7 protein-coding genes and 1 pseudogene are annotated in these 12,933 nt (G+C 71.6%); 6 read left to right on the top strand and 2 right to left on the bottom strand.

All coding sequences use genetic code 11. From position 1 onward, the window contains the following. Positions 1-92 precede the first annotated feature (92 nt). Entirely contained in the window at positions 93-1,232 is a 1,140-nt protein-coding gene (locus CRV15_RS06410; RefSeq protein WP_003961943.1) for a PQQ-dependent sugar dehydrogenase, read from the bottom strand. Between the two features lie 248 nt (positions 1,233-1,480). Further along, a complete protein-coding gene (locus tag CRV15_RS06405; RefSeq protein ID WP_003961944.1) occupies positions 1,481-2,578 on the bottom strand; it encodes an aldo/keto reductase in 1,098 nt (365 codons plus the stop codon). Between the two features lie 124 nt (positions 2,579-2,702). On the opposite strand from CRV15_RS06405, the gene CRV15_RS06400 reads away from it, so the two are divergent. The 6 genes and pseudogenes from CRV15_RS06400 to serA all read left to right on the top strand — a co-directional run bounded on the left by CRV15_RS06400 (position 2,703) and on the right by serA (position 12,864). After that, positions 2,703-3,653, top strand: a complete 951-nt coding sequence (locus CRV15_RS06400; protein WP_003957833.1) for a 2-hydroxyacid dehydrogenase — start codon at positions 2,703-2,705, stop codon at positions 3,651-3,653. 544 nt (positions 3,654-4,197) lie between these two features. Next, positions 4,198-7,003, top strand: a pseudogene (locus CRV15_RS06395) (putative bifunctional diguanylate cyclase/phosphodiesterase). A gap of 343 nt (positions 7,004-7,346) precedes the next feature. Continuing rightward, entirely contained in the window at positions 7,347-9,209 is a 1,863-nt protein-coding gene (locus CRV15_RS06390) for an acetolactate synthase large subunit (protein ID WP_003961947.1), read from the top strand. A gap of 34 nt (positions 9,210-9,243) precedes the next feature. Further along, positions 9,244-9,771: an acetolactate synthase small subunit gene (ilvN, locus tag CRV15_RS06385; RefSeq protein ID WP_003957828.1), complete on the top strand. Its 528-nt coding sequence runs from the start codon at positions 9,244-9,246 to the stop codon at positions 9,769-9,771. Between the two features lie 118 nt (positions 9,772-9,889). Next, positions 9,890-10,891 (top strand): ketol-acid reductoisomerase, encoded by a 1,002-nt coding sequence (ilvC, locus tag CRV15_RS06380; protein WP_003957827.1) that lies wholly within the window; start codon positions 9,890-9,892, stop codon positions 10,889-10,891. A gap of 374 nt (positions 10,892-11,265) precedes the next feature. Then, complete coding sequence (gene serA, locus CRV15_RS06375) at positions 11,266-12,864, top strand: phosphoglycerate dehydrogenase (protein ID WP_003957826.1); 1,599 nt, start codon at positions 11,266-11,268, stop codon at positions 12,862-12,864. Positions 12,865-12,933: the final 69 nt, after the last annotated feature.

Raw genomic sequence — 12,933 nt, 5'->3', positions numbered from 1 at the left:
CCGTTCGCCGCCTGCGCGGCCACCCGCCCCGCCCGGACGGCCCCCGCCGCACGGGACACCGGCCCGGCCCGCCGTCCGCCGGGGCGCCCCGGCTAGCTCACCGTCAGCCGGAGCACCCGGTCGTCACCCGCCCCGGGCGTTCCCCGTCCGTCGGTCTCGCTCGTCAGCAGCCAGAGCGTGGAGCCGCCCGCGGCCACCACCGTGCGCAGCCGTCCGTACTTCTCCTCCAGGAACGCCTGGGGTTCCGCGGAAGGTTCCGCACCGGCGAGGGGAATCCGCCAGAGCCGTTCACCCCCGAGCCCGGCCATCCAGATCGACCCGCGGGCGTGGGCGATCCCGCTCGGTGACGCCTCGTCCGTCCGCCACTGGGCCACCGGGTCCACGAAGCGGGAGCCGCCGCCCCTGCCCTCGGCCTCCGGCCAGCCGTAGTTCTTCCCCGGCTCGATCAGATTCAGTTCGTCCCAGGTCTTCTGCCCGAACTCCGCGGCCCAGAGCCTGCCTTCGGCGTCCCAGGCCAGGCCCTGCACATTGCGGTGCCCCAGGGAGTAGACGGGGGAGGACGGGTCCGGGTTGTCCGGCGCGGGGCGCCCCTCCGGGGTGATCCGCAGGATCTTGCCGCCCAGCGACTCCGGGTCCTGGGAGAGCCCGGTCTCGCCCGCCTCGCCCGTGCCCGCGTACAGCATCCGGTCGGGGCCGAAGGCGATCCGCCCGCCGTTGTGGACGCTGCCCTTGGGGATGCCCCGCAGAACGACGTCGGGGGCGCCGAGCCGGCGGCCCGCGGGCTTGCTCGCGTCGTAGCGCAGCCGGGCCACACGGTTGTCCGACGAGGTGGTGAAGTAGGCGTAGAGCCGGTGGTCCGAGGCGAAGTCGGGGGAGAGGGCGAGCCCCAGCAGACCGCCCTCGCCCCCGGGGGAGACGCCCGGGACCGTGCCGACCTCGGTCTGCTTGCCGTCCTTCGCGGAGACCCGGGTGACCGTGCCCTCGTCGCGCGAGGACACCAGCAGGTCCCCGTCGGGCAGGACGGCCACGCCCCACGGCGAGGCCAGCCCCTCGGTGAGCGTGGCCGCGACCGTGACCGAGCCCTTCGCGGGGACCCCGGACGCCGACGGCCCGCCGGAGGAGGGGGCGGCCCGCGCCGGGCCCGGGGGCCCGTCGCCGCCGTTCGGCGAGCACCCCGTGGCCAGCAGCGTCACCAGCGCGGCCAGTGCGGCCGTCCCGCCAAGTCGTCGCATCGTCCCGGTCCTTTCCCGGCCGTCGCCGGTGGTCGGTCGTCGTTCCCGGCCCGCAGCCCGCAGCCCGCAGCCCGCAGCCCGCAGCCCGCAGCCCGTGGCCCGCAGCCCGTGGCCCGTGGCCTGCGGCCCGTGGCGCTCGGCCCGTGGGCCGCCGGGGCGGTCCCCGTTCGCGCTACTCCTCCTACTCCGCGCGACCCTCTGAGGTTCCCGTTTCCCCTGGGGTTCCTGTTCCCGTGGCTCCGGCGCCCTCAGTCCCAGGAGCCCCGGGCCTCCGGCAGCCCCTCGATCTCCCACACATCACGCGGTGAGAGCCCCAGCCGCGCCGCCGCCGCGTTCTCCACCGCCCACTCCACCCGTTTGGCCCCCGGCACCGCGACCACGTTCCGGCCGCGCCCCAGCACCCACGCGAGCGCCACCTGCGCCGGGGTCCACTGCGGGCCGTGCCGCCCGGCGATCCGCCGCAACCCCGCCACCAGCGGCTGGTTCGCCGCCATCATCTCGGCGGTGAACCGGGGGTGCCGCGCCCGGATGTCGTCCGGTTCGAAACCCTGCCCCGGGGTCAGCGTCCCCGTGAGGAACCCGCTGCCCAGCGGCATCCCCGCCAGAAATCCCACGCCGCGCGCCTCGCACCACGGCAGCAGCCGCTCCAGCGCCCGCGCGGACCACACCGACAGCTCCGCCTGCACCGCGCTCACGGGGAACACCTGCTGGAGCCGGTCCAGTTGCCGGATCGTTCCCTCGTACAGATCAACGGTTTCACCCGGACGGCCGCCGCCGCCCGCCCGGAGGCGCCGTGGCGTCCACGTCCCGTCCTGCCGCGCCGCCCGTACGCCGCTCCGGCGCGCGCCTCCCGAGCGCGCCCCCGCCGGGCGCGCGCCCATCGCGCACACCCCGAGCGCCCGTACCTTCCCGGCGCCCACCAGCTCCGCCATGGCGCCCCAGGTCTCCTCCACCGGTACCTCGGGGTCGGCGCGGTGCAGTTGATAGAGGTCGATCACATCGGTCTGGAGCCGCCGCAGCGAGGCGTCGCACGCCCGGCGGACATAGCCGGGGCGGCCGTTGGCGACCACATGCCCGTCGCCGACGAGCAGCCCGACCTTGGTCGACACGAACGCGTCGCGCCGCCGCTCCCGCAGCACCCGCCCGATGAGCAGTTCATTGGTGAACGGCCCGTACATGTCGGCGGTGTCCAGCAGGGTGGTGCCCGCGTCCAGCGCCGCGTGAACCGTGCGCACCGAGCGTTCCCCGCGTTGCTGGGAGCCGGTGTACGCCCAGCTCATCGGCATACAGCCGAGCCCGACCGCGCCCACCTCCAGAGCCGACGCACCGAGTGTCCTGCGCTCCAACTGCCCGTACCCCTCCCTTGGCCGCCCACCAAACTAACCAATGCGGAGCACCCCTCTCCGCACGGCCCGGCCCTGGACGCCCGCCTCCGCCGCGGCTTCGACCGCAGGCCCTAGCCTCGTGGTCATGACGACAGACATATGGCTCCCGTTCCCGGCCGACGAGATCCCGGGGCTGCCCTCGCCCGCCGATTCCGGCTTCACCTACCGGCTCTGGGACGGCGAGCCGGAGTACCCGGCCGATCCCGAGGACTGTGTCTTCTACACCGTCCCGTACCTCGAAAGGGTGGAGACGGTGATCCGTCCGCTCTCCCGGATGCGCTCCCTGCGGGTGGTACAGACACTCTCCGCAGGCACGGACAGTGTCGAAGCGGCGATCGGAGGGCTGCACTCCGGCGTACGCCTCTGCAACGCCCGAGGGGTGCATGAGGCTTCGACGGCCGAACTGGCGATCGCGCTCGTCCTCGCCTCCCTGCGCGGGCTGCCGCGCTTCGTCCGGGGCCAGGACGCGGAGGAGTGGCACGCAGGTTTCTACCCCGCGCTCGCCGACAAGTCGGTGCTGATCGTGGGGTACGGGGCGATCGGCGGGGCCATCGCGGAACGACTGGCTCCGTTCGAGTGTGCGCGGGTTGTGCGCGTCGCGCGCTCCGCCCGCACCACGGCGCACGGGGAGGTGCGCGCGCTGAGTGAAATGCCCTCTCTGCTCCCGGAAGCCGACATCGTGATCCTTTCGACCCCGCTGACCGACGGGACGAGGGGGCTGGTCGACGCCGGATTCCTGGCCCGGATGAAGGACGGGGCCCTTCTGGTCAATGTGGCACGGGGTGCCGTGGTGGACACCGCCGCGCTGCTCGCCGAGGTGAACCGTGGCCGGATCACTGCGGCGCTCGATGTCACCGACCCCGAACCGCTGCCTTCCGGTCACCCGCTGTGGCACGCCCCTGGAGTGCTGATCAGTCCCCATGTCGGCGGCTCCACTTCGGCGTTCCTCCCGAGGGCCAAGAGACTCCTGGCGGCCCAGTTGCAGCGGCTCGCGGCGGGCGATTCACCCGACCATGTCGTACTCACCACCGAATGACTCCAGCCTCCGGGACCCCGGGGGACCCAGACGCCATGACGGTGGCACATGAGCGGCACCTCGCCCCAATGTCGTCACATCCGAAAACTCTGCGAAGTCATCCGATCGCTCCGTGTGCCGTCGCGGCACAGGGCAGTCACTGAGAGTAGAGGAGCTATGTCCCTGAGTGACGGTCCTGGTGTATCGTCCCGACCTGGGGGCCGCGCCGGGGTTTGAGGCGGCGCGGAACACGACCTGACTGCCGATCAGATTTTCGAGGGGGGCGACGGGTGATGTACGGCCGAGGGACCAAAGATCCGACCTGGTGGGGATGTCGGCGACGACCGTCGGCCCCCGGGGCCACGGCGGATCGGCCAAGCGCCACACCGGCATATGCGGCGGTGACCCGCGCCGCGCACACGACCACGGCACACGCGACCACGGCCCGCCCGGCCGGTGCCGACCCGGCGGCCGACGCCCGCACGGCCGCGGTCCGCACGGCCGGGTGCGCCGGCGAGCGTCCGCGCGCCACGGCGGAGCCCCCGCGTCCGTGGGGAGCGGGGCGGTGAGCGCGCCCGGGGCGCTGCTGGCCCGGGGACCGGTCCCCAGCGCCACCGGACTCCTCGCCCAACTGGTGCTCGCCCTGATCTGCTCGGCCTACGCGGTCGGCGCGGCCGTCGGCTGGGGCTCCCGCGAACTCGCCGTGATCATGGGAGACTTCGGCCTCAGCATCGGTGCGCTGGTCGCCTCGATCTCCTGTTTCCTCTACGCCCGTAGCAGCCCGCCCCGCCACCGGCCCGCCTGGCTGCTCTTCGCGCTCTCCTCGGCCATGGCCAGCGCGGGGAACGCCGTCTGGGGCTGGTACGAGGTCGTCCTCGACCGCAGGGTGCCGGGGCTGTCCCTCGCGGATCTCTTCTTCCTCTGCTTCGCCCCGCCCGCGATCATCGGGCTGCTCGTCCTCGCCAAGCGCCCCGTGACCCGGGCCGGCTGGGTCTGCCTCGCCCTGGACGCCTGGCTGATCGGCGGCTCGCTGCTGACCCTCTCCTGGAGCCTCGCGCTCGCCCACACCACCCGTGTCCAGGGGGAGAGCGTGGCTCCCGCCGCCCTCTCACTTGCCTATCCGCTGCTGGACATCGTGCTGGTCAGCATGGTCCTGGCACTGCACTTCCGGCGCTCCGCCGCCAATCGCTCCGCCGTCAACACGGCCATCGGCGCGCTCGCGCTGACCGTGCTGTGCGACGCGCTCTTCACCTCGCCGCTGCTGCGGGAGAGCTACCGCTCGGGGCAGCTCCTGGACGCGGGCTGGTTCGCCGGGTCGCTGCTGCTGGCGTACGCGCCGTGGGGCGCGCGCCGCTCCGCCGAGCTCGCCGGGCCGGTGCGCGGGGCCCGCCCCACCCGCCCGGTCGGGGGCTCACTGGCCGCGCTCACCCCGTACCTCGCCGCGGCGGTCTGCACGCTCGGGATTCTCTACAACGTCGTCCAGGGCCGCGCCGTCGACCGGGTCGTCGTCCTCACCGGCTGCGGGGTCGTGCTCGCCCTCGTCGTCCGCCAGGGGATCATGCTCCTGGACAACATCGCGCTCACCCAGGAGCTGGCCCAGAAGGAGAACCACTTCCGCTCCCTGGTGCAGGGCTCCAGCGATGTGATCATGATCGCCGCGCCCGGCGGGACGCTGCGCTATGTGAGCCCGGCCGCCAGCGGGGTCTACGGCCGGGACGCCGAGGACATGATCGGCACCCCGCTCTCCTCCCTGATCCACCCCGACGACCTCGGCCGGGTCCTGCACGAGGTCCGCAGATTCCTGGCCTCGTCCTCCTCGTCCGAGCCCACCGCCCGGGTCGAGTGCCGCTTCCGGTCGGGGCGGGGCGACTGGCTCAATGTGGAGTCCACCGTCAACCGCCACCAGGGCGGGCTGATCTTCAACAGCCGCGATGTCACCGAGCGGGTCCGGCTCCAGGCCCAGCTCCAGCACAGCGCCGAGCACGACCCGCTCACGGATCTGCCCAACCGCGCGCTGTTCACCGAGCGGGTCGGCCAGGCCCTCACCGGCCGCCGGGCGGGGGACCCGGGCACCGCCGTGCTCTTCATCGACCTCGACGGCTTCAAGGGCGTCAACGACCGCCTGGGCCACCAGGCCGGGGACGAGCTGCTGATCCAGGCCGCCCAGCGGCTCGGCGACTCGGTGCGCTCCGGCGACACCGCCGCCCGGCTCGGCGGGGACGAGTTCGCCGCCCTCATCCTCGGCGACGGCATCCGCGACCAGGCGTCCCGGGAGAGCCAGGTGGTGGAGATCGCCGAGCGGCTGCGGCTCACCCTCTCCCAGCCGTACCGCATCGACGGCCAGGACGTCCGGGTCGCCGCCTCCATCGGGGTCGCCTTCGCCGAGAAGGGCATCGCCCCCAGCGTCCTCATGCGCAACGCCGATCTGGCGATGTACCGCGCCAAGGCGGGCGGCAAGGACCGGGTGGAGCTGTACGCGCCCCAGATGCAGGCCGAGGTGGTCCGCCGCACCGAGCTGGCGGCCCGGCTGCGCAGCGCCCTGCACGAGGGCGAGTTCGCGCTGCTGCACCAGCCCGTGGTCAGTCTCACCACCGGCCGGATCGAGGCGATCACCGCCCAGGCGCGCTGGCGCTCGGCCCAGGGCATCCTCTTCACCCCGGCCGAGTTCCTGCGGGTCTCCGGCGACACCGACCGCACCGCCGAGCTGGGCCGCTGGCTGCTGGAGGAGGCCGTGGAACAGGCGGCCGAGCGGGACCGGCTCGGCCATCGCGTCCCCGTCTCCGTCCGTATCCCCGCCCGCCGTCTCCTCGACCGCTCCATGCCGCTCACCACGGTGGAGGCGCTGCTCAACCGGTACGGGCTGGCCTCCGGCGCGCTGATCGTCGAGCTGTCCGAGTACGACCCGCGCATCCCGTTCGACGAGCTGGAACAGCGGCTGGTGGGGCTGCGCAGGCTCGGGGTCCGGGTCGCCCTCGACGGCTTCGGCAGCGGCCACGCCGCCTTCACCGCGCTGCGCCGGCTCCCGGTGGACATGCTGAAGCTCGACCGTGAGCTGGTCGAGGGGATCGTCGAGTCGGCCCGGCTGCACAAGATCACCAGCGGGCTGCTCAGGATCGCCTGTGATCTCGGTCTCCAGTCCGTCGCCGACGGGGTGGACGCCCCGGAGCAGATCATCGCGCTGCGCGCCATGGGCTGCACCCATGGCCAGGGCATGGCCTTCGCCGGGCTCCTGGACGAGTACCGACTCCGCCGGGCCCTGGTCCGGGACGACTTCGCGGTGCCCGGCGGACTCGCCGTCCCGATCGCCCACCGCTGGCGGGTCGAGCACCCCCAGTGGACCAAATAGTGAGACCCGTATCCCACCCACTTGACAGGGACCTTGCGTCAGGGGGAGGGTCGGAGCCATGCGCACCGGAATTCTCGTACTTGGCAAGCGCGTCGGCTGAGCGGGGACCTGATCCAGGCCCCCGCTGTCCCACTCCGACGCGCTCCCCTCGCTTGCCTCACGGCACGGGGGGTTTTTTGTTGCACCGGCACCCCCGGGCAAGCGCCGACACGTGCGAGAAATCCGGTGAAAAGACCCAGTAAGCACCATCAGTACCCCCGCAGCACCACCGGCACCACCACAGACGTCAGTACCCACAGCACCCCACAGCACCCCACAGCACAGCCACCAGCTTCACCCTCAGCTTCAGCCCTCAGTGTGAGAAGAGAATGCCGATGACCGAGCAGGCCACCGGGGCCCACCATCCGCAGCCGCGGGCCCGTACCGGAGGACACCCCACCGTTCCCGCCGTCGAGCACGTCACGGGCGCGCAGTCGCTCATCCGTTCTCTTGAGGAAGTGGGCGCCGACACGGTCTTCGGCATCCCCGGCGGCGCGATCCTCCCGGCCTACGACCCGATGATGGACTCCACCCGGGTGCGCCACATCCTGGTCCGGCACGAGCAGGGCGCGGGCCACGCGGCCACCGGCTACGCCCAGGCCACCGGGAAGGTCGGCGTCTGCATGGCCACCTCGGGCCCCGGCGCGACCAACCTGGTCACACCGATCGCCGACGCCCACATGGACTCGGTCCCGATCGTCGCGATCACCGGCCAGGTCGCCTCCAAGGCGATCGGCACGGACGCCTTCCAGGAGGCGGACATCGTCGGCATCACCATGCCGATCACCAAGCACAACTTCCTGGTCACCAAGGCCGAGGACATCCCCAGGACCATCGCCGAGGCGTTCCACATCGCCGCCACCGGCCGCCCGGGCCCGGTCCTCGTCGACATCGCGAAGGACGCGCTCCAGGCGCGGACCACCTTCAGCTGGCCGCCCGTCCTCGACCTGCCCGGCTACCGCCCCGTCACCAAGCCGCACGCCAAGCAGATCCGCGAGGCCGCGAAGCTGATCGTCCAGGCCAAGCGCCCCGTCCTCTATGTCGGCGGCGGCGTCATCAAGGCCCGTGCCACCGCCGAGCTGAAGGTGCTCGCGGAGCTGACCGGAGCCCCGGTCACCACCACCCTGATGGCCCTGGGCGCCTTCCCCGACAGCCACCCGCAGCATGTCGGCATGCCCGGTATGCACGGCTCCGTCACCGCCGTCACCGCGCTCCAGAAGGCCGATCTGATCGTCGCCCTCGGCGCCCGCTTCGACGACCGCGTCACCGGCAAGCTGGACAGCTTCGCCCCCCACGCCAAGATCGTCCACGCCGACATCGACCCGGCCGAGATCGGCAAGAACCGCGCCGCCGACGTCCCCATCGTCGGGGACGCCCGCGAGGTCATCGCCGACCTGGTCCAGGCCGTCCAGGCCGAGCACAGCGAGGGCCGCATCGGGGACTACGGCCTGTGGTGGACCGACCTCAACCGCTGGCGCGAGACCTACCCCCTCGGCTACGAGCAGCCGGAGAACGGCACGCTCTCCCCGCAGCAGGTCATCCAGCGGATCGGCCGGCTCGCCCCCGAGGGCACCATCTACTCCGCCGGAGTGGGCCAGCACCAGATGTGGGCCGCCCACTTCATCGAGTACGAGACCCCCGCCACCTGGCTGAACTCCGGCGGCGCCGGGACCATGGGGTACGCGGTCCCCGCCGCCATGGGCGCCAAGGCCGGAGCCCCCGACCGCACCGTCTGGGCCATCGACGGCGACGGCTGCTTCCAGATGACCAATCAGGAACTGACCACCTGCGCCCTCAACAACATCCCGATCAAGGTCGCCATCATCAACAACGGCGCCCTGGGTATGGTCCGGCAGTGGCAGACCCTCTTCTACAACCAGCGGTACTCCAACACCGTGCTGCACTCCGGCCCCGGCGACGCGGGCAAGGGCCCCGGCTCCGGCACCCGCGTCCCCGACTTCGTCAAGCTGTCGGAGGCCATGGGCTGCTACGCGCTGCGCTGTGAGTCCCCGGAGGACCTGGACAAGGTCATCGCCGAGGCCAACGCGATCAACGACCGTCCCGTCGTGATCGACTTCATCGTCCACGAGGACGCCATGGTCTGGCCGATGGTCGCCGCCGGAACCTCCAACGACGAGGTCATGGCCGCCCGGGGCGTCCGCCCCGACTTCGGCGACAGCGAAGACGACTGAGCCCCGCGAGAGCAGCAGAAAGAGGTACGACCGCATGTCCACCAAGCACACGCTCTCCGTCCTGGTCGAGAACACGCCCGGCATCCTGGCCCGGATCGCCGCCCTGTTCTCCCGGCGGGGCTTCAACATCGACTCGCTCGCCGTCGGCGTGACCGAGCACCCCGACATCTCCCGTATCACCATCGTGGTCAATGTCGCCGACCTGCCACTGGAGCAGGTCACCAAGCAGCTCAACAAGCTGGTCAATGTGCTGAAGATCGTCGAGCTGGAACCCAGCGCCGCGATCCAGCGCGAACTCGTCCTGGTGAAGGTCCGTGCCGACAACGAGACCCGCTCCCAGATCGTGGAGATCGTTCAGCTCTTCCGGGCCAAGACGGTCGACGTCTCACCCGACGCGGTCACCATCGAGGCCACCGGCTCCAGCGACAAGCTGGAGGCGATGCTCAAGATGCTGGAGCAGTTCGGTATCAAGGAGCTGGTCCAGTCCGGCACCATCGCCATAGGGCGGGGGGCCCGCTCCATCACCGACCGGTCGCTGCGCGCACTCGACCGCAGCGCCTGATCCGCGCGGCACCGTCCCGGTGAGCGGACCGAGCAGGCCGGGACAGAGCCCGAAGAACGTCCTCAACCAGCCCCGCCGTACGGTGGGACGCACACCTGTACACCAAGGAGACAAACCAGTGGCCGAGCTGTTCTACGACGCCGACGCCGACCTGTCCATCATCCAGAACCGCAAGGTCGCGGTCATCGGCTACGGCAGTCAGGGCCACGCCCACGCGCTGTCGCTGCGGGACTCGGGCGTCGATGTCCGCGTCGGTCTGCACGAGGGCTCGAAGTCCAAGACCAAGGCCGAGGAGCAGGGCCTTCGGGTCGTCACCCCCGCCGAGGCCGCCGCCGAGGCCGACGTCATCATGATCCTCGTCCCGGACCCGATCCAGGCCCAGGTCTACGAGGAGTCCATCGCCCCCCATCTGAAGGACGGCGACGCGCTGTTCTTCGGCCACGGCCTGAACATCCGCTTCGGCTTCATCAAGCCCCCGGCGGGTGTCGACGTCGCCATGGTCGCCCCCAAGGGCCCGGGCCACCTGGTCCGCCGTCAGTACGAGGAGGGCCGCGGCGTTCCCTGCATCGCCGCCGTCGAGCAGGACGCCACGGGCAAGGCGTTCGAGCTGGCGCTGTCGTACGCCAAGGGCATCGGCGGCACCCGCGCCGGCGTCATCAAGACCACGTTCACCGAGGAGACCGAGACCGACCTCTTCGGCGAGCAGGCCGTGCTCTGCGGCGGTACCGCCGCCCTGGTCAAGGCCGGTTTCGAGACCCTGGTCGAGGCGGGCTACCAGCCGGAGATCGCGTACTTCGAGTGCCTCCACGAGCTGAAGCTGATCGTGGACCTGATGTACGAGGGCGGCCTGGAGAAGATGCGCTGGTCGGTCTCCGAGACCGCTGAGTGGGGCGACTACGTCACCGGTCCGCGCATCATCACCGACCAGACCAAGGCCGAGATGAAGAAGGTCCTCGCCGAGATCCAGGACGGCACCTTCGCCCGGACCTGGATGGACGAGTACCACGGCGGTCTGAAGAAGTACAACGAGTACAAGACGCAGGACGAGAACCACCTGCTGGAGAGCACGGGCAAGGAGCTGCGCAAGCTCATGAGCTGGGTCGACGACACCGACCAGTAAGCGGTGAACGGCGGAGGGCCGGGGCGGACACGCCCCGGCCCTCCGCCGTCGCGCCCGCCCGCCCGGGGCCTCCTGCCGCCCCTTCGCCGCCCCTTCCCTGCCTTCCTTTTCCCCCTCTTCCCGCCCCTCCTCTTCTCCGTCCGGTCTTCGTCCAGTTCGTCCAGCCACGGACGGGTGATCCTGCCGCACCGGCGCAAGACCCGACCCCGATCACCACTACACTGCTCAACAACACGCGTCAGGCCCACAGTGTCGTGCGTCTTCCACGCGGCTTGCCCCTCCACCGCCTGCGGCCGTCGGGACGGCCGTGCCTCCCCCCGTGACTGCGGGAGCACGGGCGGGGCCCCCATGGACATGTGAGGACTCACGTGAGCTTGAACCCCAGCCAGAAGCCAGTGGTACTCATCGCGGAAGAGCTGTCGCCCGCCACGGTGGACGCGCTCGGCCCGGACTTCGAGATCCGTCACTGCAACGGCGCCGACCGTGCCGAGCTGATCCCGGCCATCGCCGACGTGGACGCGATCCTGGTGCGCTCCGCCACCAAGGTGGACGCCGAGGCCGTCGCCGCGGCCCGCCGGCTGAGGGTGGTCGCCCGCGCCGGAGTCGGCCTGGACAACGTGGACGTCTCCGCCGCCACCAAGGCCGGTGTGATGGTCGTGAACGCCCCGACCTCCAACATCGTCACCGCCGCCGAGCTGGCCTGCGGCCTCCTGGTCGCCACCGCGCGCAATATCCCGCAGGCCAACACCGCGCTGAAGAACGGCGAGTGGAAGCGGTCCAAGTACACGGGTGTCGAGCTGAGCGAGAAGGTCCTCGGCGTCGTCGGGCTCGGCCGTATCGGGGTGCTGGTGGCCCAGCGGATGTCCGCGTTCGGCATGAAGATCGTGGCGTACGACCCCTATGTACAGCCCGCGCGCGCCGCGCAGATGGGCGTCAAGCTGGTCACGCTGGACGAGCTGCTCGCCGCGTCCGACTTCATCACCGTCCACCTCCCGAAGACCCCCGAGACGCTGGGGCTCATCGGCGACGAGGCGCTGCACAAGGTCAAGCCGACCGTCCGGATCGTGAACGCCGCGCGCGGCGGGATCGTCGACGAGGACGCGCTGTACTCCGCGCTCAAGGAGGGCCGGGTCGCCGGGGCGGGCCTCGACGTGTACGCCAAGGAGCCGTGCACCGACTCCCCGCTCTTCCAGTTCGACCAGGTCGTCTGCACCCCGCACCTGGGTGCCTCCACCGACGAGGCCCAGGAGAAGGCCGGTATCGCGGTCGCCCGCTCGGTGCGTCTCGCCCTCGCCGGCGAGCTGGTGCCGGACGCGGTCAACGTCCAGGGCGGTGTGATCGCCGAGGACGTCAAGCCGGGGCTGCCGCTCGCCGAGCGCCTGGGCCGGATCTTCACCGCGCTCGCGGGCGAGGTCGCCGTCCGGCTCGATGTCGAGGTGTACGGGGAGATCACCCAGCACGATGTCAAGGTGCTGGAACTCTCCGCGCTGAAGGGCGTGTTCGAGGATGTCGTCGACGAGACCGTGTCCTATGTGAACGCCCCGCTCTTCGCCCAGGAGCGCGGTGTCGAGGTACGGCTGACGACCAGCTCGGAGTCCCCGGACTACCGCAATGTCGTCACCGTGCGCGGCACCCTCTCCGGCGGCGAGGAGGTCTCGGTCTCCGGCACCCTGGCCGGTCCCAAGAACGTTCAGAAGATCGTCGCCATCGGTGACCACGATGTGGATCTGGCCCTCGCCGACCACATGCTGGTGCTCCGTTACGAGGACCGCCCCGGTGTCGTCGGCACCGTCGGCCGCATCCTGGGCGAGGCCGGGCTGAACATCGCCGGGATGCAGGTCTCCCGCCACGAGGAGGGCGGCGAGGCGCTCGTCGTCCTGACCGTGGACGACACGGTGCCCGTGCCGGTGATCGCCGAGATCTCCGCCGAGATCGGCGCGGCCTCGGCCCGCTCGGTGAACCTCGTCGACTGAGCGTCCGCCCGGTCCACAGCGACAGGAAGGGGCCCCGCCGCGCACACACCGTGCGCGGCGGGGCCCCTT

The organism is Streptomyces clavuligerus, from assembly GCF_005519465.1.
GTDB lineage: Bacteria > Actinomycetota > Actinomycetes > Streptomycetales > Streptomycetaceae > Streptomyces > Streptomyces clavuligerus.
The sequence above is the reverse complement of the archived record's forward strand: the minus strand, read 5'-3'. Positions and strand labels throughout refer to the sequence as shown.